Genomic DNA, 21,379 nt, shown 5'->3' on the forward strand with positions numbered 1-21,379 from the left:
GAGCAGCTCCGAGGAGGGTCGGCTAGGAGGAGCTCGGCCCGTCGATCCGGGCGAGAGCGCGGCCGTACCCGTCCACCACCGGAGCGATCGCGCGGCGGAGGTAGTCGCCGAGCTCGCCCCGGCCGACACCTGCCGCCGCCCAGGCCCCGGCGCCGGCGACGATCGCGCCGGCGAGTGCCGCCGCGGCGGACCGGATCGTCAGCTCGTCGGCGCGGACGGCGAGGCGAGCGAGCGAGACCCGGAGCACGGCTTGGAGACGCAGCAGACGTTCGAGTCCGGACGCCTGCAGCTCCCACGCGGTGTCCATCAGCTCGATCTGCGTGAGCGCCCAGGGCACGGCGCCGTTCGAGCGCTCCTCGGCGATGCCCAGGAGGGCGGCTTGCAGTGACGGCATCGCGTCGGCGACGTCCGTTGCAGGGGTGTCCCCGCCTGCGGCGAGCGCCCGTTCGAGTCCGGCGAGCGCGGCGTCGACGTCGACCCAGAGGACGTCGCTCTTGGAGCCGAAGTAGTTGAAGAAGGTGTTGCGGCTGACGCCGGCGCGGCTTGCGATCTGGTCGACGGTGGTGCCGGGGTATCCCTGTTCGAGGAAGAGTTCGGCGGCCGCCTCCTCGAGGACGCGTCGGGAGGATCGTCGGGGTCTGCCGACGGCGTTCCGTGCCGGTGGTCGTGCCATGTGGGCTCCTTCCGCCGCCTGTGAGCCTAGCCGTCGTGCGAGGGGTCGGGGCGTGGTGCTGAGGCTCTATGCTGGTTCCGAGACGGCGTCCAATAATTCGTCCGACGCCGCCACCGGGCCCTCAGCACCCGGTCGATCGCCTTCTGGAGTCCCTGTGCCCGCATCCCCCTCCCCTGCCCGTCGACGCCCTGCGTCCTCGCGTCGTCCGTTGCGCATCGCCGCCGCGCTCGTTCCGCTCGCGGTCCTGCTCGCGGCGTGTGCACCGGGGACGCCGGCCGCGTCGAGCACACCGAAGACCGGTGGGACGCTCGTGTACGCCAGCGGGGACGCCGAGCCCACCTGTCTCGATCCGCATGTCGGCGGCAACTACCCGCAGGCCCTGTTGAGTGCGCAGTTCCTCGAGCCGCTCGTGTCGCGAGACGCGAAGGGTGAGATCATCCCGTGGCTCGCCGAGTCCTGGACGACGTCGGAGGACGGTCTGACCTGGGAGTTCACGCTGCGGTCGGACGTGACGTTCGCCGACGGCACCCCGTTCGACGCGGCGGCGGTCAAGGCGAACATCGAGCACCTGCAGGACCCGGCGACGAAGTCGTCCACGGGTTACCTCGCGGTGGGCAAGGTCGCGTCGGTCGAGGCGGTCGACGCCACGACGGCCCGGTTCATCCTCTCCACTCCCGACAGTGCGCTCCTGGAGTCGTTGTCGCAGCCGTGGACGGCGATGGAGTCCCCGACAGGGATCGCCCGCGGTGAGGCGGCGAACTGCGATGCGCCGGTCGGTACCGGACCGTTCGTCGTCGACGAGTGGGTGAAGCAGGACCACGTCTCGCTCGTCCGGAACGATGCGTACGACTCGGCACCGGCCGACGCCGCGAACGACGGGCCGGCGTACCTCGACGGCATCACGTGGCGCTTCATCCCCGACTCCGCGTCGCGCTTCGCGGCGCTCCAGAGCGGCGACGTCGACATCATCGACAACGCGCAGCCCGACACGATCGCGCAGGCGAAGGACTCGAAGACGATCGTCGACCTGGACGCACCACGTCCCGGTGCCTCGAACCGCATCGAGCTCAACGCGGGACAGGCGCCGTTCGACGACCAGCGCGTGCGTGAGGCCTTCGTGCGGTCGACGGACGTGAACGCCGGCATCGAGTCCCTGTTCTTCGGCACGGCGAAGCGTTCCTACTCCCCGCTGTCGAGTGCGGAGGCCACCGCCTACTCCGACGAGAGCCTGTTCGGCTACGACCTCGATGCGGCCAACACGCTCCTGGACGAGGCGGGCTGGACCGAGAAGGACGAGGACGGCGTGCGGACGAAGGACGGCGTCCGACTGACCGTACGGTTCCCCGTCAGCACGAACCAGTCGATCCCGGCCGAGCAGTCGCTCTTCGAGCAGATCCAGGCCGGAGCCGGCGACGCCGGCTTCGACGTGCAGCTCGAGCTGCTCGACCTCTCGAGCTGGTACGAGGCGCTCGGATCCAACGCCTACGAGGCCGTCAGCGCTCCGTACACGAAGGTGGGACCGGACGTCCTCCGGGTGCTCTACGACTCCTCGGGCATCGTCCCGGCGCCGAGCGGCTACTTCGCGAACCACGCCCAGCTGGACGACCCCGCGCTCGACGAGATCCTGAAGCAGGCGAGCGACACCCTCGATCCCGAGGAGCGGGCGTTCCTCTATGAGCAGGCGCAGCAGATCATCCTCGACGGCTACTACATCCTGCCGCTCTACGACCAGCAGAACCACTTCCTGCTGAGCACCTCGCTGCAGGGCGTCCGCGCGCTGCCGACGGTGTCGACGCCGGTCTTCGGGGACGCCTGGCTCGTGGAGTGAGCTCCGTCGGCCGCTCTGGACGCGACCTCCGCCGCCTGGCCGGGCGGATCGGGGCACGTCTGGCCGGTGCGGTGTTCGTGCTCTGGGCGGTCGCGACGGTCACCTTCTTCGCCGTCCGGCTGATCCCCGGCGACCCGGCGCAGGCCTATCTCGGTGGCCCCGGCTCCCAGGCGTCGGCGGAAGCGCTCGAGCGGGTGCGCGAGCAGTACGGCCTGGACCAGCCGCTCCTCGTGCAGTACCTGGCGCAACTCGTCCGACTGGTCCAGGGGGATCTCGGCGAGTCGGCGTCCCTCCGCACGCCGGTGGCCCAGGTGCTCGGCGAACAGCTCGGCGGGACGCTGGTACTGGCGACGGCGTCGCTCGCCGTCGCCTGGCTCCTCGCGCTCGGCCTCGCGGTCTGGTCGACCCGTGGTGGGCGGGTGTCCGCGGCCCTCGGATCGGCCGTCGAGCTCGTGGCGGCGTCGCTCCCCCAGTTCTGGCTCGCGACCGTCCTCATCACGCTCTTCAGCACCTGGCTCGGATGGCTCCCTCCGGTGAGCACGGGTGATGCGGTCGGTCTCATCCTCCCGGTGCTGACCCTGGCCATCCCGGTCGCCGGGTTCCTGGCCCAGGTGATGCGGGAACCGTTGCTCGACGCGGGGAGCGCACCGTTCGCCGTCTCCGCGGCCGCGCGTGGTGAATCGACGACCGGCCTCCTGCTCAGACACGGCCTGCGTCATGCCGCCGTGCCCGCGGTGAACCTGTCGGGATGGGCGTTCGGGTACCTCATCAGCGGTGCGGTGGTGGTGGAGACCATCTTCGCCCGGCCCGGTCTCGGACGGACGCTGCTCCAAGCGGTGACCGTCCGTGACGTCCCGGTGGTCACCGGCGTGGTGTTGAGCTCGGCGGTGGCCTACGTCGTCGTCATGTTCCTCGCGGACCTCGCGGCGGAACTGCTCGACCCGCGCGACCGGATCCGGCGGTCCGGTTCATGAGCGGGCTCGCGATCACCCCGACATCCGGAAGCCCCGGCGCCCGGGTCCGCCGCGGACGGCGCCGGTCGTCGGGATTCGGCGCACCCGAGATCGTCGCGGCTGTAGTGGTGCTGTTCCTGCTCGGCTGTGCGCTCGCCCCCCAGCTGTTCGCGACAGCGTCACCGACGGCGGTCGACCCGCGGGCCGCGTTCTCGCCGCCCTCCCTCACCCATTGGTTCGGCACGGACGAGTCCGGCCGCGACGTCTGGAGCCGGGTCGTGCACGGTGCCGGGACCTCGCTGCTCATCGGCGTCGCCGCGACGGCCATCGGACTGATCCTCGGAGCAGTCCTCGCGACGATCGCCGCAGTCGGCGGCCGGATCGCGGACTTCGCCGTGGGACGCTTCCTCGAGGTGCTCTTCGCGTTCCCCGGCCTGTTGCTCGCGCTCCTCGTGATCGTCATCGCGGGGCCCGGTCCCGTCACAGCGACGATCGCGGTCGGCCTGTCGACGGCGCCGGGCTACGCGCGCCTCATCCGCGGTCAACTGCTCCAGGTCCGCTCCTCCGACTTCGTCGAGGCCGCGCGAGTGCTCGGGCACGGGCCGGCCCGGATCCTGTTCCGACACATCCTCCCGAACGCCGTCGCCCCGCTGTTCGTCCTCGCCACCCTCGGCATCGGACAGGCGGTCGTCTGGGCGTCCGCCCTGAGCTACCTCGGGCTCGGGGCGCAACCACCCGCGCCGGAATGGGGTGCCATGCTCGCCGCAGCACGAACCTACCTCGCGACGGCGTGGTGGCTCACGGCGTTCCCCGGTCTGATGATCGTCGCGACCGCCCTGTCCACCACGGTCCTCGGACGGGGTCTCCAGCGCCGATCACGGGAGGACGGCCGATGAGCGACTCCACTCCTCTGCTCCAGGTGGAAGCACTGACGGTCGGATTCGGCAGCGGGGACGCCGTCGTCTCCGACGTCTCCTTCCACGTCGAGCGCGGCACCTGCGTCGCGATCGTCGGCGAGTCGGGCTCAGGCAAGAGCGTGACCGCCAGATCGCTCCTCGGCCTCGCCGGCGCATCGGCGCGGGTGACGGCCGCTCGACTCGACTTCGACGGCATCGACCTCCGCGGACTCGGAGCATCGGCCTGGCGACGCCTGCGCGGGCGTCGCATCGGACTCGTCCTCCAGGACGCCCTCGTGTCACTCGACCCCCTGCGACCGATCGGGCGCGAGATCGACGACGCACTCCGGCTCGGCACCGACCTCGACCGGACCGCCCGCATCAGGCGAGTGCTCGAACTCCTCGAATCCGTCGGCATGCCCGACCCGGCTTCCCGCATCGGCCAACGTTCCGGTGAACTCTCCGGCGGGCTCCGCCAGCGCGCGCTCATCGCGTCGGCGATCGCACTGGACCCCGACCTCCTCATCGCCGACGAACCGACGACCGCGCTCGACGTCACCGTCCAAGCTCGCATCATCGGCCTCCTCGACGACGTCAAGCGGCGCGGCGCGGGCCTCCTCCTGATCAGCCACGACCTCGCCGTCGTCTCGTCGATCGCCGACCACCTCGTCGTCATGCAGCACGGTGTCGTCGTCGAGCAGGGGCCGGCCGAGCAGGTGCTGACCAGGCCGACACACCCGTACACCCGAGCCCTCATCGCCGCGGTCCCCACCGACCGCGCTCGAGGGACGCGCCTCAGCGCGGACCCGGCGGTCGACTCGGCCCCGGTGTCCGAACAGCCGGCGACGGGCACCCGTCCGACGACGCAGACCGGATCGGACGCACCCGCGCTGGAGTTCCGATCCGTCACCCGGAGCTTCGAACGCGGCCGCGGCGCCTCGGCGATCCTGGCGGTCGACGACGTCTCGCTCCGCCTGGACCCGGGGACGACCCTGGGCGTGGTCGGCGAGTCCGGTTCGGGCAAGACCACCCTCGCCCGCATCGCACTCGGCCTCACGGCGCCGCAGTCGGGAGCCGTGCTCTTCGAGGGCGAACCGTGGTCGGAGCTCCCCGAGCGAGCGCGTCGTCCACGACGGAACCGTCTGGGCTGGGTCTCGCAGGATCCGCTGAGCTCGTTCGATCCACGCTGGCGCGTCGACGCCATCCTCGCCGACGCCGTTCGTGGACGCGAAGCCGCACCTCGCGACATCACCCGTCTCCTCGCGGACGTCGGCCTCGATCCCTCGCTGGCTCGCGCTCGCCCGCGGACGCTCTCCGGCGGGCAGCGGCAACGCGTGGCGATCGCGCGGGCGCTCGCGAGTCGACCGTCGACGCTCATCCTCGACGAACCCGTCTCCGCGCTCGACGTCACCGTCCAGGCCAGGATCCTGGACCTCCTCGACGAGCTGCAGCGACGCCACGGCCTGAGCTACCTGTTGATCTCCCACGACCTCGGCGTCATCCGGCACATGAGCGACCGGGTCGCCGTGATGCAGCACGGGCGGGTGGTCGAGCATGGCGACGCCGAGCAGGTGTTCACCGCCCCGGCCCACCCCTACACCGCCCGACTCGCAGCCGACGCTCCGCGCCTCATCGCCCCCGGTGCGGCATCAGGGCGCGACGCCGTCTGACTCCGGCGTCGGGATCCGGTCGAGCACCGCCTGGACGACGGGCGCGAGGGTCTCGGCGTACACCCAGCTCAGGTGGTGGTGATCGCGGTACGCGAGGACACCGCCGATCACCGGCGAGCACCGATCGGAGGCGCACAGGGCGTCCGAGAGGTCGACGGCGCGGACCCGTGGGTCGGTGCTCGCGAGGGCGGCCTCATACTGCGGATCCTCCGTGAGCGCGTCGCTCCGGTCCCGGGCGCACCCGTCCTCCGGATCAGCGTCGTCGCGGACGCACTCCAGCACGTCGTCCGACATCGTCGGGGTGTCGCGCAGGACGACGATCTGCTCGATCGTCGCTGGCACGAGCGCCCAGCGCTCCGCATAGGCTTCCGCAGCCACCTCCCGCCAGTCGCGGTCCCCCTCGGCGACGACCGGGTTCCGGGCGCGCGCCGAGACGACGAGCGTGTCGATCTCCGGTTCGTCCTGCAGCAGCTCGAGGGCGTCGCGGTTCCAGCTCAGGCACCCCGCGCGCATCTCGGCGAGCACCGCCGCGCTCGTCCCGGGCTCCGTGCGCTCGGCGTCGCTGAACGGGCAGGAGCTCTTCGCCGCGACGAGGAGCCGCCACCCGTTCGTCTCGGCAGCCGTCGCGAACGCCGGCAACCACTGCTCGGCGTGGGAGTCCCCGATGAGCGCCACCGTCCTCGTCGCCTGCTCCGCGCTGGCGCCGTAGGCGCAGACCTCGAACGCGGCAGCTCGGATGTCGGTGATGCAGCGGTCCGGCGGCAGGTCGGCGAGCGACGCATCAGGAATGACGACCCCGCGGGGCTCATCCCCGGGAGACGCCGAGGAACCGTCGCGCGAGGTCTCGCCACCGGAGCGCTCTGTGCTGTCCGACGACGCTCCCTCGTCCCGCGGACACGCTGCAGCATCGACGAGCTCCGCGGCACCGAGGCAGTTCGACGGGGTCGCGACCAGGGTCTCGATACGCTGCTGTTCGGCGGCGATGCGCGCCTCGGCACCGGGGAGCACCCCGATCGAGGCGATCGACAGGACGCTCATCGCGAGGGCGGTCGCGCCGATGACCCGTCGTGGCCGCCAACCGGCGATGCGCCCGAACCGGATCGGGCGCTCCACGAACCGCGTCGTCACCTCCGCGAGGACGCCCGTGATGAGGAGCAGGACGATCTGCTCGGGGATGGAGGCCGACCGAGCGAGCACGATCCCGCCGAACACGATGAGGGGCCAGTGCCAGAGGTAGACCGCGTAGGAGCGGTCGCCGAGCCACTGGATCGGCGCCCGGGCGAGCAGCGCGGTCGGCGACCACCGGACGTCCGGTGCCCAGGCCGCCATCACGGCGATCGTCCCGCCCACCGGCAGCGCAGCGGTCAACGCCGGGAAGGGCGTCTCACCCGAAAACCAGACGGCAGCCGCCCCGATCGCGGCGAACCCGAGCCAGGCGACGACCGTGCGCGCACCCGCCCGCAGCGCCCACCCGCGCCGGGCTCCCTCGGCCACCAGGATCGCCGTCAGTCCCCCGGCGGCGAACTCCCAGGCCCTCGTCGTCGTCGCGAAGTAGGCCGGAGACGGGTCCTGCACGGTGAAGACGACCGACCAGACGGCCGATGCGATGCAGACGAGTCCGATGGCGATCGCGACGCCCCGAAGCCGTACCGTCGGCGGAGCCGAGCGTCGGGCGAACCGCACGGCGAGCCAGCCGGCGACGAGGACCAGGATCGGCCAGACGAGGTAGAACTGCTCCTCGACCGACAGCGACCAGAAGTGCTGCACGGGCGACGGAGCGTCCTCCGCCGCGAGGTAGTCGACCGCGGATCCGGCGAGCGCCCAGTTCTCGATGTACAGGCCCGACCACGCGGTCTCGCGCAGGAACCGGGGCAGGTCCCCGAGTGGCGCGAGGTACCAGCTCGCGACGAGGGTCGCCGTGAGGACGGTGAGCGCTGCGGGGAGCAGCCGTCGTGCGCGCCGCGCCCAGAACCGCCCGAGTCGGACCGAACCGGATCGCTCGACCTCGGCGAGGAGGTGCGCCGTGATGAGGAACCCGGAGATCGCGAAGAACACGTCGACGCCGACGAACCCGCCCGGCACGAGCCCCGGCCAGAGATGGAACACCACGACGAGCGAGACCGCCACGGCGCGAAGGCCTTGGAGGTCGGCTCTCACGGGGCCGGAGGCGGCTCTGGTCGACACGGTCCGATGCTATCGGCGGAGGATGACGGTCTGCGGTCCGGCGTCCTCCCGCTCCCCTGCGATAGCATGGGATGTTCCCACACACTCAGGCACGCAGACACGGTGCCGCACATATCAGCAGGAGATCGCCTCATGACCGCTGCCAGCATCCCGGACAAGCCGGCCCTCGAAGGTCTCGAGCAGAAGTGGGGCTCCTCCTGGGAGTCCGCGGGGACCTACCGGTTCGAGCGCGACGGCGCGACGCGTGAGTGCATCTACTCGATCGACACCCCGCCGCCGACCGCATCCGGATCCCTGCACATCGGTCACGTCTTCAGCTACACGCACACCGACGTCATCGCCCGCTACCAGCGGATGACCGGCAAGCGCGTCTTCTACCCCATGGGCTGGGACGACAACGGTCTCCCGACCGAACGCCGCGTCCAGAACTACTACGGCGTCCGGTGCGACCCGACGCTCCCCTACGACGCCGACTTCACCCCGCCGTTCGAGGGTGGCGACAACAAGAGCACCAAGGCCGCCGACCAGATCCCGATCTCGCGTCGCAACTTCATCGAGCTGTGCGAGCGCCTCACCGTCGAGGACGAACAGCAGTTCGAGGCCGTCTGGCGTGCGCTCGGCCTCTCCGTGGACTGGACGCAGAGCTACCGCACCATCGGCGACGAGTCGATCACGGCGAGCCAGCTCGCGTTCCTGCGCAACCTGGACCGCGGCGAGGCCTACCAGGCCATGGCGCCGACCCTCTGGGACATCACCTTCCGCACGGCGGTCGCCCAGGCGGAGCTCGAGGACAAGGAGCAGCCGGGCACCTACCGTCGACTCGCCTTCCACCGCCCAGACGGCGGCACCATCGAGATCGAGACCACACGGCCGGAGCTCCTCCCCGCCTGCGTCGCCCTCGTCGCCCACCCCGACGACGAGCGCTTCAAGCCGCTGTTCGGCACGACCGTGACCACGCCCGTGTTCGGGGTCGAGGTGCCCGTGCTCGCCCACCACCTCGCCCAGCCCGACAAGGGCGCCGGCATCGCGATGGTGTGCACCTTCGGCGACATCACCGACATCGTGTGGTGGCGCGAACTCGACCTCCCCAACCGCGCGATCCTCGGCTTCGACGGCCGCGTCATCTCCGAGGCCCCGGAGGCGATCACCTCCGAAGCCGGTCTCGAGGCATACGCGCAGCTCGCCGGGAAGACCGTCTTCAGCGCCAAGCAGACCGTCGTCGACCTCCTCGCAGCCTCGGGCGACCTGATCGGTGAGCCGAAGCAGATCACCCACCCGGTGAAGTTCTTCGAGAAGGGCGACAAACCGCTCGAGATCGTCTCGACCCGCCAGTGGTACATCCGCAACGGCGCCCGCGACGAACAGCTCCGCGGCCGCCTCCTCGAACTCGGCTCGGAGCTCGAGTGGCACCCCGACTTCATGCGCGTGCGCTACGAGAACTGGGTCGGTGGCCTGTCCGGCGACTGGTTGATCTCCCGCCAGCGCTTCTTCGGTGTGCCGATCCCCCTCTGGTACCCGCTCGACGCCGACGGCAACCCGGTCTACGACCAGCCGATCGCGCCAGACCACGCCGCTCTGCCCGTCGACCCCTCCAGCGATGCGGCACCCGGCTACGACGAGTCGCAGCGCGGCGTCCCCGGTGGGTTCATGGGCGAGGTCGACGTCATGGACACCTGGGCCACGTCGAGCCTCACCCCGCAGCTCGCCGGCGGCTGGGAGCGCGACCCCGAGCTCTGGGACCTCGTGTTCCCGTACTCGCTGCGCCCGCAGGGTCAGGACATCATCCGCACCTGGCTGTTCTCCACCATGCTCCGCAGCGTCCTGGAGTACGACCAGAAGCCGTGGGAGCATGCCTCCGTGTCCGGCTTCATCGTCGACCCCGACCGTAAGAAGATGTCGAAGTCGAAGGGCAACGTCGTCACGCCGGCGGCCATGCTCGAACAGCACGGTTCGGACGCCGTCCGGTACTGGGCGGCCTCGAGCCGTCTCGGAACCGACGCCGCCTTCGACCCGCAGAACCCGACGCAGATCAAGATCGGCCGACGACTGGCGATCAAGGTGCTCAACGCCTCGAAGTTCATCCTCGGGTTCACGGGTCGTGAAGACGCCCCGGTGACGGAGGCCGTCGACCTCGCCATGCTGAGCGTCCTCCGCAAGACCGTCGCCGACGCCAGCAGTGCGCTGGCCGGTTACGACCACGCACGCGCACTCGAACTCACCGAGGCGTTCTTCTGGACCTTCTGCGACGACTACCTCGAGCTCGTCAAGGAGCGGGCGTACGGCGAGGAGAGCCCCGAGCAGGCTTCGGCGGTGGCCGCGCTGCGGATCGCGCTCTCGACCCTGCTCCGCCTGTTCGCCCCGTTCATCCCGTTCGCGGCCGAGGAAGCCTGGTCCTGGACGCACGACGGCTCCGTGCACCGTGCCAGCTGGCCGACCGACGAGGAGTTCGCAGGACTCGCAGCGGGCGAACCGCAGGTGCTGCAGCTCGCGAGCGAGGCGCTCACGGGCATCCGGCGCGCGAAGACCGACGCCAAGGCTTCCCAGAAGACCCCGGTGGACTCCGCGGTCATCGCCGGACCCGCCGCATCGATCGAGCTGCTCGCGCTCGTCGCAGACGACCTCCGCGCCGTCGGACGCATCGAGTCCCTCGAGTTCCGCACCGCCGACGTCCTGTCGGTCGGCGACATCGTCTTCACGCCGGCGGCCGACGCCGAGGAGGCACGCGCATGAGCGTCACCATCCGTCCCGCCGTCGAGAGCGACCTGTTCGCCTGGCACGCGCTGTACTCCGGCTACGGGGAGTTCTACGGCAACCCCCTGACCGACGAGAAGGCCGTCCTCGTGTGGGGCTGGCTCAGCGACCCGACCCACCCGTTGACCGCGCTCGTCGCGGAGGACGCACAGGGCGCCCTCGTCGGCCTCGCTCACTACCGCGTGTTCCCCCGTGCCCTCGCCGGCGGGACCGGGCTCTACCTCGACGACCTCTTCGTCGCCGAGGACGCCCGCACCGGCGGGGTCGGGACCGCGCTGATCGAGCACGTCCGCGACCTCGCGAAGGCGGACGGCCACAGCGTCGTCCGGTGGATCACCGCCGCCGACAACGAGCGCGCCCAGGCCGTGTACGACAAGCTGGCGACCCGCACGAGCTGGGTCACCTACGACCTGGAGCCGTGATGCAACTCGGAACCCGCTGGGCCGTCGGCGCCAAGCCACCGGAGAACGTGCCGACGCCGGTGCAGACAGCCATCGCCGCTGAGGAGCAGGAGTTGCTCGCGCAGGGTGTCGACACGTCCTCGTGGCGCTGGACCCTCACCTGGCTCGAACGCCGGCCCGTGGTCGAGCTCGACGACGGTACGACCATCCGTCAGCACGCGGACGGATCCGTCAGCCTCACCCGGCCGGACGACGACCGCGACGACGACGAGGACTGAGCCTCCTCCCCGGCACGCTGGATAGGGTGAGGTATGGAATCACACACGAATCCGTTCCTCCAGCCGAGCACACTCCCCTATCAGCTGCCGCCGTTCGGCGAGATCCGCGAGGAGCACTTCCGCCCCGCCTTCACCGCCGGGTTCGCGCAGCAACTCGACGAGATCGCGGCGATCACCGCGCAGGACGACGCGCCGACCTTCGAGAACACGCTGATCCCACTCGAACGGAGCGGCACGATCCTCCGGCGGGTCGCAGCGGTCTTCTTCAATCAGAGTTCGGCGGACAGCTCCGCGTTCACCAATGAACTCGAGGAGGAGCTCGCTCCGCAGCTGGCCGCCCACGAGGACGCGATCAGGCTCGACCCCGCGCTGTACGCGCGGATCGCGGCGGTCCACACGAATCTCGACGACCTCCAGCTGACGGCCGAGGCGGCTTACCTGGTCCGACGCGTGTACAGCGAACACACGCTCGCTGGCGCCGGTCTCGACGCCGAGGAGAAGCAGCGGCTCTCCGACCTCAATCTCCGCCTCTCGACACTGACCACCCGGTTCGAGAAGCAGCTCCTGGCCGACACCAACGAGCTCGCTGTCCACCTCACCGATGCCGCAGAGCTCGACGGCCTGAGTGCGGGCGAGATCTCCGCCGCGGCCCAAGCGGCCGCCGAGCGAGGCCTCGACGGTTGGCTCGTCACCCTCGTCCTCCCGACCGGCCATCCGGCGCTGTCGTCGTTGACGCACCGTGGCGTACGCGAGCGGATCATGACGGCCTCCCGTGCTCGGGGCACACACGGCGGACCGAACGACAACCGCGACCTCGTCCTCGAGATCACCCGCCTCCGCGCTGAGCGTGCCGCACTTCTGGGATTCCCGTCGCACGCGGCAGTGGTCACCGCGGACCAGACCGCGGGGACCCCGGAGGCCGTCGCAGCGCTCCTCTCCCGTCTGGCGATCCCCGCCGCCCGCAACGCGGATCGGGAACAGCGCGAGCTCGAGCGGGTCACCGGTCTCGAGACCGTCGAGGCCTGGGACTGGCCGTTCGCGACCGAACGGGTCAGGATCGACCGGTTCGATGTCGACACCAGCGTGATGCGCCCGTACTTCGAAGCGGAGCGGGTCCTCTTCGACGGCGTGTTCGCCGCAGCGACCAAGCTCTACGGCATCACCTTCGCCGAACGGACCGATCTCCAGGGCTACCACCCCGATGTCCGTGTCTTCGAGGTCTGGAACGAGGACGGCTCCGGCCTCGGCCTGTACCTCCTGGACCTGTACACCCGCGACAGCAAGCGCGGCGGCGCCTGGATGAACGCGCTCATCTCCCAGAACCGCCTGCTCGACCAGCCCACCGTCGTGGTCAACAACCTGAACGTCCCGAAGCCTGCCGACGGCGAACCGACCCTGCTGAGCCTCGACGAGGTCACGACCTTCTTCCACGAGTTCGGCCACGCGCTGCACGGTCTCTTCGCGGAGGTCGAGTACCCGCGGTTCTCCGGTACGAACGTCTTCCGGGACTTCGTCGAGTTCCCGAGCCAGGTGAACGAGATGTGGATGCTGTGGCCCGAGGTGCTCGCCGGCTACGCCAGGCACGTCGAGACCGGTGAGCCGATGCCGCAGGAACTGGTGGCGAAGCTCCAGGCGTCCGAGGGGTTCAACGAGGGCTTCTCGACGAGCGAGTACCTCGCTGCGGCGATGCTCGACCAGGCGTGGCACAGCATCGGTGCGGATGACCGGGTCGACGATGTGGAGGCGTTCGAGGCGGCGGCACTCCGGTCCGCCGGACTCGACAATCCGGCCGTCCCGCCCCGGTACGCGAGCACGTACTTCGCCCACACCTTCTCGGGTGGATACGACGCCGGCTACTACTCCTACATCTGGAGCGAGGTGCTCGACGCCGACACCGTCGACTGGTTCACGGAGAACGGCGGACTGACGAGGGAGAACGGCGACCGCTTCCGCACCAAGCTCCTCGGGGTCGGCGGTTCGAAGGATCCGCTGGAGGCCTACCGCGACTTCCGTGGGCGCGACGCGGTCATCGAGCCGCTCCTCCGACGCCGCGGGCTCGAGGACTGAACGACGAAGCCCGCCGCAGCGACTCCGGAGGATCCGGGGGCTGCGGCGGGCTTGTTCACCGGTGGGCGTCGTCTAGGCCGACTTCTCCTGACGGCGAGCCGCACGCGGAACGATCGTCGGGGCCGCGTTCTCGACGACGGACTCCCGGGTGATGACGACGCGAGCGACCTCGTCGGTGGAGGGCACCTCGAACATGATCGGCCCGAGCACCTCTTCCATGATGGCTCGGAGCCCTCGGGCACCGGTCTTGCGGAGGACGGCGAGGTCGGCGATCGCTTCGAGTGCCGCCTGGTCGAACTCCAGCTCGACGCCGTCGATCTCGAACATGCGCTGGTACTGACGAACGAGTGCGTTCTTCGGGACCGTGAGGATCTCCATGAGCGCATGCTGGTCGAGCGGGGTGACCGTCGTGACGACCGGCAGGCGACCGATGAACTCGGGGATGAGACCGAACTTGTGGAGGTCTTCCGGCAGGACCTCGCCGAAGAGGTTCACGTCGTCGCCCTTGCTGTGCAGGGGGGCTCCGAAGCCGATGCCCTTCTTGCCCGCGCGGGAGGAGATGATCTCCTCCAGCCCGGCGAAGGCGCCGGCCACGATGAACAGGACGTTCGTCGTGTCGATCTGGATGAACTCCTGGTGCGGGTGCTTCCGGCCGCCCTGCGGGGGTACCGAGGCGACGGTGCCCTCGAGGATCTTGAGGAGCGCCTGCTGGACGCCCTCGCCGGAGACGTCGCGCGTGATGGAGGGGTTCTCCGCCTTGCGGGCGATCTTGTCGACCTCGTCGATGTAGATGATGCCGGTCTCCGCGCGCTTGACGTCGTAGTCGGCGGCCTGGATGAGCTTGAGGAGGATGTTCTCGACGTCCTCGCCGACGTAGCCGGCCTCGGTCAGTGCGGTCGCATCGGCGACGGCGAAGGGCACGTTGAGCCGTTTCGCGAGGGTCTGCGCGAGATACGTCTTGCCGCAGCCCGTCGGGCCGATGAGGAGGATGTTGCTCTTCGCGATCTCGATGTCGTCGTGCACCGTCTCGGCGGGAGCGAGCGTGGCGCGGGAGCGGACGCGCTTGTAGTGGTTGTACACCGCGACCGAGAGCGCCTTCTTCGCGGCCTCCTGGCCGATGACGTACTCCTCGAGGAAGGCGAAGATCTCCTTCGGCTTCGGGAGGTCGAACTCGCTCACCGTCTCCTCGCTCGCTTCAGCGAGTCGCTCGGCGATGATCTCGTTGCACAACTCGACGCACTCGTCGCAGATGTACACGCCGGGACCAGCGATCAGCTGCTGGACCTGCTTCTGGCTCTTGCCGCAGAACGAGCACTTGAGCAGATCGGCGCTTTCGCCTATCCGTGCCATGTCTTTCCCTCTCCCTGGAGATTCGGTGCTCCGAGCCTAACCTGTCCCTGCGACAACTCGGCGCGCCACCCCGCTGGGATGACGCGCCGAGTCGTGAGCACGGGAACCGGGTCAGGCCGTGATGGCCGCGATCGGGTTCTTCCGTGAGGTGAGCACCTGGTCGATGAGACCGTACTCGAGCGCCTCGGCGGCCGAGAGGATCTTGTCGCGGTCGATGTCCTTGTTGACCTGCTCCACCGAACGATTGGAGTGGTGTGCCAGGGTCGACTCGAGCCAGCCGCGCATGCGGAGGATCTCGGCCGCCTGGATCTCGATGTCCGAAGCCTGTCCGTGGCCGGCCTCGCCGACGGCGGGCTGGTGGATCAGGATGCGGGCGTTCGGGAGCGCCAGGCGCTTGCCCGGCGTACCGGCGGCGGTGAGCACGGCAGCGGCGGAGGCCGCCTGTCCGAGGACCACCGTCATGACGTGCGGACGGATGTACTGCATCGTGTCGTAGATCGCCGTCATCGCGGTGAACGAGCCACCGGGTGAGTTGATGTACATGACGATGTCGCGGTCGGGGTCCATGCTCTCGAGCACGAGCAGCTGGGCCATGATGTCGTCGGCCGATGCGTCGTCGACCTGCACGCCGAGGAAGATGATGCGGTCCTCGAAGAGCTTCGCGTACGGGTCCTGGCGCTTGTAGCCGTAGGCCGTGCGCTCTTCGAAGCTCGGGAGGATGTAGCGAGCACCCGGCATCTGCAGCGAGCGGCCCGCCGCACTGAACGTTGGAGTCTCCATGTGTTGCATTCCTGTCTGGTCGAAGCCGGGTTACTTGTCGCTGTCGACGGTTCCGCCGCCGCCGGCCACGTCGAGCGCGGACTCACGGAGGTGGTCGACGAAACCGTATTCGAGCGCCTCTTCGGCGTTGAACCAACGGTCGCGGTCGCCATCGGCGTTGATCTGCTCGACGCTCTTGCCGGTCTGCGCCGCGGTGATCTCGGCGAGACGGCGCTTCATGTCGAGGATGAGCTGCGCCTGGGTCTGGATGTCGCTCGACGTCCCGCCGAATCCGCCGTGCGGCTGGTGGAGGAGCACGCGGGCGTTCGGGGTGATGTAGCGCTTGCCCTTGGTGCCGGCCGTGAGGAGGAGCTGACCCATCGACGCGGCCATGCCGATACCGACCGTGACGATGTCGTTCGGCACGAACTGCATGGTGTCGTAGATGGCCATGCCGGCCGTGATGGAGCCACCGGGCGAGTTGATGTAGAGGTAGATGTCGCGCTTCGGGTCGTCCGCGGCGAGGAGCAGCAGCTTGGCCGCGATCTCGTTCGCGTTCTCGTCGCGGACCTCGGCGCCCAGCCAGATGATCCGGTCCTTCAGCAGGCGGTCAAAGACGCTGGGCGAGAACTGTGGTTCGGCCATTATCGCTCCGTTTCGGTTGTGCAGTGGTTCGAATCTATCGGAGGCGACGCGCGACCAACGCCCTGTTCGCCCTCGGCAGACTCCCGGGCGGCGGGGTTCGCCGGAGGCGGACGGCGAGCGGACGGACCGCGCGACCGTCGGGGCTCAGCGGAGCGGATCCGTCTCGAGTTCGTCGGCGTAGGCGCGGACGGACCGGTGGTATCGCGGCAGGTGCGGCACGAGAGCGCGGAGGGCGACGGCGGTCGCTCGGCGCGGGTCCCCCGAGCTGGCGAGCGCCAGGGCCAGGAAGGCCGCGGTCGCGTCCGCGTATGGACCGGTCGGATCGTCCGCGAGCTGCTCTTCGAGCAGGACGACGCTCTCAGCGATCCGGCCGAGGTTGCGGAGGGTGCTGGCCAGTTGGATGATCGCCTGCGGACGGTGCTCCTCGTCGAGCCCGGCCTCGAGCGCGGCGCGATAGAAGACCTCGGCCTCGACCTCGTGGCCGGCGGAGTCGCGTGCACCGGCAGCCTCGAAGGCGGCGCGGGCGTCACCCGCCGGACGCTCGGCGGCCAGGGCGTCGATGGCCGCGATGCGCTGCTCGTCGTCGATGGTCTCGTCGGCCCAGACGGCTGCGACGCGGTCGTCCCAGCCGGTTGCGTCGGTCGTCGTCATGATGGCTCCCATTCGGCTGACGTGTCCGGAGACGACGACAGGGGCGGAATCGCTTCCGCCCCTGTCGTCACTGCTGGTGCTGTCCTACTCGGCAGCGGCCTCGTCGGCAGCGGCCTTCTTGGCCGGTGCCTTCTTGGCGGGCGCCTTCTTCGCAGGTGCCTTCTTGGCGGCGGCCTTCTTCGGCTCTGCCTCGGCCGGAGCCTCGTCGGCGGCGTCCTCGGCCGGAGCCTCGGTCGTCTCGTCGGCCGCGGTCTCGGTGGCGGCGTCCTCGTCCTCGACCACGGCGACGAAGTCGCTCAGGTCGACGGGCTTGCCGTTGGAGTCGACGACCTCGGCCTTGCCGAGCGCGATGGCGATGGCCTTGTTGCGGGCGACCTCGCCGACCATGGCGGGGATCTGGCCCTGCTGGCCGAGTGCCTCGATGAACTCACCAGGCTCCATGCCGTACTGCGACGCGCTCTGGATGAGGTACTCGGTGAGCTCGTTCTGGTTCACCTGGACGTTGAGCGACTCCGCGAGGGCGTCGAGGAGGAGCTGCGTGCGCAGTGCCTTCTCGCTGGACTCGGTGACCTCGGCGCGGTGCTCGTCGTCCTCGAGGCGGTTCTCGCCCTCGAGGTGACGGTGCACCTCGTCCTCGATGACGCTCTCGGGCACGGGGATCTGCGCGGCCTCGAGCATGGCGTCGACGAGCGCGGTGCGTGCGTCGCGGCCCTGGGTGATGACCTGCTGGCGCTCGACGACCTCGCGCAGCTGCGCCTTGAACTCGTCGATGGTGTCGAACTCGCTCGCGATCTGAGCGAAGTCGTCGTCGGCCTCGGGAAGCTCGCGCTCCTTGACGGCGGTCAGGGTGACGGTGACCTCGGCGTCCTCGCCCTCGTGCTCGCCACCGAGCAGCGGCGAGGTGAAGGTGGTGGTCTCACCGGCGGTGAGGGAGTCGAGTGCCTCGTCGATGCCGGTGAGCAGCTCGCCCGAACCGATCTCGTAGGAGACGCCGCTCGCGCGGTCGACCTCGGCGTCGTTGATCTTGGCGACCAGGTCGAGCTGGGCGAAGTCGCCCGTCTTGGCCGGGCGGTCGACGGTCACGAGCGTGCCGAAGCGGGCACGGATCCGGTCGAGCTCGTCCTGGACGTCGGCTTCGCCGGCTTCCTGGGCGTCGACGGTGAGCTTGAGGCCCTCGTAGGCGGGAAGCGTGATCTCGGGACGGACGTCGACCTCGATGTTCACGAGCAGGTCGCCGGAGAAGTCCTTCTCGTTCGGCCACTCGACGATGTCGGCCTGCGGGCGGCCGAGCGGGCGGAGTTCGTTCTCCTCGAGTGCCTTGCGGAAGAAGCCGTCGAGGCCCTCGTTGACGGCGTGCTCGATCACGGCGCCCTTGCCGACGCGCTGGTCGATGATCGCCGGTGGCACCTTGCCCTTACGGAAGCCGGGGACGTTGATGTCCTCGGCGATGTGTCCGTAGGCGTGGGTGATGCTCGGCTTGAGCTCCTCGGGCGTCACCGCGATGGCGAGCTTGACGCGAGTGGGGCTCAGCTTCTCGACCGTGGTCTTCACGTGATTACTTCTCCTGTGTCGGGGATTCTGCCTCAGTTGAGGACGCAAAACGGAGTCGGGGCGACAGGATTCGAACCTGCGACCTCCCGGTCCCAAACCGGGCGCTCTACCAAGCTGAGCTACGCCCCGGATCGGCGACAATCCGGCCAGCCGGCCCGACCGACGAGCGGTGGGCGAAATGGCCTCGGTCAGTCTAGCCCAGAATCTGTGCGGCCCCTGTGCGGTTTCCGGGGCGGAACCGGCCTCGGGACACGGAGCTGCACGGATGGGCGCTCGGGATGCAGTAGCATTACCGGGTGAGTTCGTCGCATTGCGACGCCTCGGGGATGTAGCTCAATGGTAGAGCCTCAGTCTTCCAAACTGATTACGCGGGTTCGATTCCCGTCATCCCCTCTCCATCCATCAGAACCAGCCTCCATTCGTCAGAACCAGGCAGCGCCGCGCCAGTAGGTAGGACGGCTCGGTTCAGTTCAATCCCTGAGCCCGTCGAGGGGCGGCGATATCGCATGGGCGACGCCCTAGGCTGAGCGCATGCGACTCGACGCGATCTGGCCCCACATCTGGACGGTGGCCGGCGCGCTCGTCTTCTTCGTCGGGGTGTACGCACTCGCGACCGGGCGACTCGGCGTCGGACTCATCTGCATGATCGGCTGCGTCGTCTGCCTCTCCGGCTCGCTCGCCGCGCAGCGTCGCCTCAGGAAGCGCGACGCACGCCGCCGCTAGTCTTCGTCGACGGCTGCGGCGTGGACCACTCTGAGGGCGACGTAGTGTGCGGCGTTCTGCCGGATCGCCTCCTGCTCGTCGGCCGTCAGCTCCCGCCGCACCTTGGCCGGGACCCCCGCGACGAGCGAACCGGGCGGCACGATCATGCCCTCGAGGACCACCGCTCCCCCAGCGACGAGCGACCCGGCACCGATCACGGCGCCACTCAGGACCACGGAACCCATCCCGATGAGGCAGTCGTCCTCGACCGTGCAGCCGTGGACGACCGCGTTGTGCCCGACGGAGACGTTGCGTCCGATGACCGTCGGGTGGCCGCTGTCCGTGTGCACGGCGACCCCGTCCTGGATGTTGGACCCTGCGCCGAGCGTGATCGAGTCGGAGTCCGCGCGGAGGACGGCGTTGTACCAGACGCTCGAATCCGGGGCGAGCGTGACGGCGCCCACCAGCACGGAGCCGGGCGCCGTATAGGCGCTCGGGTCGATCTGGGGCGAGCGTCCGTCTGAGAGTTTCCTGACCGTACCGTGGAGCGTCATACCGGCCACGCTATCGCAGGCGGCCCCGGCCGACGGGAACCCGCGTCGTTCCGGGGTGAATCGCCGGTACGGTCAGGCTTTCCTTGCTGAGTGCACCCTTCGTAAGCCGAGCCTCGACTTCCTTGCGGAATGTCTGCGGCTGAGTACCGTTGCATTCAAGTAGACCGACGAATCCGCCCGACCAGGGCCTCACTCGTCAACGAAGGGGAAACACCATGACCGACATCACCACCTCCATTCCGCAGGCCGTCGCCAACCCGGACGTCGCAGCAGGCACCGCTCAGTTCCTCAGCCCCGTCGTCGTCGACCTCACCGCCATCGTCGTCAACGGCAAGCAGGCCCACTGGCACGTGCGTGGCGCGAACTTCATCGGCGTCCACGAGCTGCTCGACGACATCGTCGACCACGCCCAGGAGTGGGCCGACCTCGCCGCAGAGCGCATCGTCGCCCTCGGCCTCCCGGTCGACGCACGCCTCAGCACCGTCGCCGCGAAGACCAGCACGCCTGAGCTGAGCGAGGGCTTCCAGCAGTCCGACCGCACCATCGCCGAGGTCATCGCCCTCATCGACGCCGCCTCCGCCTCGGTCAACACCGCGGTCGACGAGCTCGACGAGCTCGACCAGACCAGCCAGGACATCGCGATCGAGATCGCCCGCGGCCTCGACAAGGACCGCTGGTTCCTCTTCGCCCACCTCAGCCGGTAGCACCCCGGCGGGGCGACCCGCCAGCATCACCCACGAAGGGGCAGTCATCCGTGACTGCCCCTTCGTCGCGCGTGTCACCCGTCAACCGTTGCGCTGGAGCAGGGCGAGGACCGCGAGGACGCGTCGGTGGTCGCTCCCGGAGTCCTCGAGGCCGAGCTTCTGGAAGATGGCCGAGATGTGCTTCTCGACCGCACCGACACCGACCCGCAGGCGTTCGGCGATCGCCGTGTTCGTGCGCCCCTCCGCCATCGCGGAGAGCACCTCCGTCTCACGCGGGGTCAGGCCTGCCAACGGGTCGCGCTGTGTTGCGAACAGGGTGCGGACGACGTCGGGGTCGAGCACGGTCCCTCCCTCGACCAACCGGTGTATCGCGTCCTGCACCTCCTCCAGTGAGGCGACCCGGTCCTTGAGGAGATAGCCGATCCCACGCCCGCCGTCCGCGAGCAGCTCCCGGGCGTAGACGGTCTCGACGTACTGGCTGAGCAGCAGGACGGGGAGGTCGGGATGCTCGGCACGCAGCGCTATCGCTGCGCGGACCCCTTCGTCCCGGAACGTGGGCGGCATGCGGACGTCCATGACGATGAGGTCCGGTCGGTCCGCCGCGAGCCCGCGCTGGAGCGCCTCCGCATCGGCGTACGCGGCGACCGTGACGAAGCCGGCCTCGTCGAACAGCCGCATCAAGCCCTCGCGGAGCAGTGTCGAATCCTCGGCGATCACGATGCGGAGCGGTCCACCACCGGCACGGTCAGGGCTGATCACGCG

At 69.6% G+C, this 21,379-nt stretch carries 19 protein-coding genes and 2 tRNA genes; 11 read left to right on the forward strand and 10 right to left on the reverse strand.

Annotation, left to right across the window (positions count from 1 at the left end):
* Positions 1–22: 22 nt before the first annotated feature.
* Positions 23–673: a TetR/AcrR family transcriptional regulator gene (locus ITJ62_RS09055; RefSeq protein WP_192018081.1), complete on the reverse strand. Its 651-nt coding sequence runs from the start codon at positions 671–673 to the stop codon at positions 23–25.
* A gap of 208 nt (positions 674–881) precedes the next feature.
* Here ITJ62_RS09055 and ITJ62_RS09060 point away from each other — a divergent pair, with 208 nt between their 5' ends.
* From ITJ62_RS09060 to ITJ62_RS09075, 4 genes are read left to right on the forward strand one after another with little or no spacing between them, the layout of a single operon-like run.
* The gene (locus ITJ62_RS09060) at positions 882–2,501 is read left to right on the forward strand and encodes an ABC transporter substrate-binding protein (RefSeq protein ID WP_228498133.1); all 1,620 of its coding nucleotides are present in this window, start codon (positions 882–884) and stop codon (positions 2,499–2,501) included.
* Positions 2,498–3,475, forward strand: coding sequence for an ABC transporter permease (locus tag ITJ62_RS09065; RefSeq protein ID WP_124769183.1), 978 nt, complete (start codon positions 2,498–2,500; stop codon positions 3,473–3,475). Before ITJ62_RS09060 ends, ITJ62_RS09065 begins: the two co-directional genes overlap by 4 nt.
* The gene (locus tag ITJ62_RS09070) at positions 3,472–4,350 is read left to right on the forward strand and encodes an ABC transporter permease (protein ID WP_194601151.1); all 879 of its coding nucleotides are present in this window, start codon (positions 3,472–3,474) and stop codon (positions 4,348–4,350) included. The genes ITJ62_RS09065 and ITJ62_RS09070 overlap by 4 nt, the downstream gene beginning before the upstream one ends.
* Positions 4,347–6,020: an ABC transporter ATP-binding protein gene (locus ITJ62_RS09075; protein WP_194601154.1), complete on the forward strand. Its 1,674-nt coding sequence runs from the start codon at positions 4,347–4,349 to the stop codon at positions 6,018–6,020. Before ITJ62_RS09070 ends, ITJ62_RS09075 begins: the two co-directional genes overlap by 4 nt.
* Here ITJ62_RS09075 and ITJ62_RS19310 read toward each other — a convergent pair.
* Positions 6,000–8,204 (reverse strand): acyltransferase family protein, encoded by a 2,205-nt coding sequence (locus ITJ62_RS19310; RefSeq protein ID WP_194601158.1) that lies wholly within the window; start codon positions 8,202–8,204, stop codon positions 6,000–6,002. The two genes, ITJ62_RS09075 and ITJ62_RS19310, sit on opposite strands and share 21 nt — an antisense overlap.
* A 132-nt stretch (positions 8,205–8,336) precedes the next feature.
* Between ITJ62_RS19310 and valS the strand changes: the two genes are divergently transcribed.
* Genes valS through ITJ62_RS09100 form a run of 4 tightly spaced genes read left to right on the forward strand, consistent with a single transcriptional unit; the run spans position 8,337 to position 13,701 of the window.
* Positions 8,337–10,934, forward strand: a complete 2,598-nt coding sequence (gene valS, locus ITJ62_RS09085; protein WP_194601161.1) for a valine--tRNA ligase — start codon at positions 8,337–8,339, stop codon at positions 10,932–10,934.
* Positions 10,931–11,377 carry a GNAT family N-acetyltransferase gene (locus tag ITJ62_RS09090; protein ID WP_064295157.1) on the forward strand — a complete coding sequence of 149 codons (447 nt, stop codon included), beginning with the start codon at positions 10,931–10,933 and terminating at the stop codon, positions 11,375–11,377. Before valS ends, ITJ62_RS09090 begins: the two co-directional genes overlap by 4 nt.
* Positions 11,377–11,634 (forward strand): hypothetical protein, encoded by a 258-nt coding sequence (locus tag ITJ62_RS09095; protein ID WP_194601164.1) that lies wholly within the window; start codon positions 11,377–11,379, stop codon positions 11,632–11,634. Before ITJ62_RS09090 ends, ITJ62_RS09095 begins: the two co-directional genes overlap by 1 nt.
* Positions 11,635–11,667: 33 nt before the next feature.
* On the forward strand, positions 11,668–13,701 hold the full coding sequence (locus ITJ62_RS09100; protein WP_194601166.1) for a M3 family metallopeptidase: 2,034 nt from the start codon (positions 11,668–11,670) through the stop codon (positions 13,699–13,701).
* Between the two features lie 72 nt (positions 13,702–13,773).
* On the opposite strand, the gene clpX is transcribed toward ITJ62_RS09100, so the two are convergent.
* The 6 genes from clpX to ITJ62_RS09130 form a co-directional block, all read right to left on the reverse strand.
* A complete protein-coding gene (gene clpX / locus ITJ62_RS09105; RefSeq protein WP_064295154.1) occupies positions 13,774–15,051 on the reverse strand; it encodes an ATP-dependent Clp protease ATP-binding subunit ClpX in 1,278 nt (425 codons plus the stop codon).
* 111 nt (positions 15,052–15,162) lie between these two features.
* Entirely contained in the window at positions 15,163–15,831 is a 669-nt protein-coding gene (locus ITJ62_RS09110) for an ATP-dependent Clp protease proteolytic subunit (protein WP_071260849.1), read from the reverse strand.
* A gap of 30 nt (positions 15,832–15,861) precedes the next feature.
* Positions 15,862–16,455, reverse strand: coding sequence for an ATP-dependent Clp protease proteolytic subunit (locus ITJ62_RS09115; protein WP_056006680.1), 594 nt, complete (start codon positions 16,453–16,455; stop codon positions 15,862–15,864).
* A 144-nt stretch (positions 16,456–16,599) separates the two neighbouring features.
* Positions 16,600–17,106 carry a tetratricopeptide repeat protein gene (locus tag ITJ62_RS09120; protein ID WP_194601169.1) on the reverse strand — a complete coding sequence of 169 codons (507 nt, stop codon included), beginning with the start codon at positions 17,104–17,106 and terminating at the stop codon, positions 16,600–16,602.
* Positions 17,107–17,190: 84 nt separating this feature from the next.
* On the reverse strand, positions 17,191–18,657 hold the full coding sequence (tig, locus tag ITJ62_RS09125; RefSeq protein ID WP_161578527.1) for a trigger factor: 1,467 nt from the start codon (positions 18,655–18,657) through the stop codon (positions 17,191–17,193).
* Positions 18,658–18,712: 55 nt separating this feature from the next.
* A tRNA-Pro gene (locus tag ITJ62_RS09130) sits at positions 18,713–18,786 on the reverse strand.
* A 193-nt stretch (positions 18,787–18,979) separates the two neighbouring features.
* Here ITJ62_RS09130 and ITJ62_RS09135 point away from each other — a divergent pair.
* Positions 18,980–19,050: transfer RNA gene (locus tag ITJ62_RS09135), tRNA-Gly, on the forward strand.
* A gap of 138 nt (positions 19,051–19,188) precedes the next feature.
* Complete coding sequence (locus tag ITJ62_RS09140) at positions 19,189–19,380, forward strand: hypothetical protein (protein WP_079705708.1); 192 nt, start codon at positions 19,189–19,191, stop codon at positions 19,378–19,380.
* Here the strand turns inward: ITJ62_RS09140 and ITJ62_RS09145 are convergent.
* The gene (locus ITJ62_RS09145; protein ID WP_194601172.1) at positions 19,377–19,913 is read right to left on the reverse strand and encodes a gamma carbonic anhydrase family protein; all 537 of its coding nucleotides are present in this window, start codon (positions 19,911–19,913) and stop codon (positions 19,377–19,379) included. The two genes, ITJ62_RS09140 and ITJ62_RS09145, sit on opposite strands and share 4 nt — an antisense overlap.
* 215 nt (positions 19,914–20,128) lie before the next feature.
* On the opposite strand from ITJ62_RS09145, the gene ITJ62_RS09150 reads away from it, so the two are divergent.
* Entirely contained in the window at positions 20,129–20,617 is a 489-nt protein-coding gene (locus ITJ62_RS09150; RefSeq protein ID WP_064295149.1) for a Dps family protein, read from the forward strand.
* Positions 20,618–20,698: 81 nt separating this feature from the next.
* Here ITJ62_RS09150 and ITJ62_RS09155 read toward each other — a convergent pair whose 3' ends face one another.
* Positions 20,699–21,376: a response regulator gene (locus ITJ62_RS09155; protein WP_370581876.1), complete on the reverse strand. Its 678-nt coding sequence runs from the start codon at positions 21,374–21,376 to the stop codon at positions 20,699–20,701.
* Between the last annotated feature and the right edge of the window lie 3 nt (positions 21,377–21,379).

The organism is Plantibacter sp. VKM Ac-2876 (assembly GCF_015350715.1).
In the GTDB taxonomy this organism is placed as follows: domain Bacteria; phylum Actinomycetota; class Actinomycetes; order Actinomycetales; family Microbacteriaceae; genus Plantibacter; species Plantibacter auratus.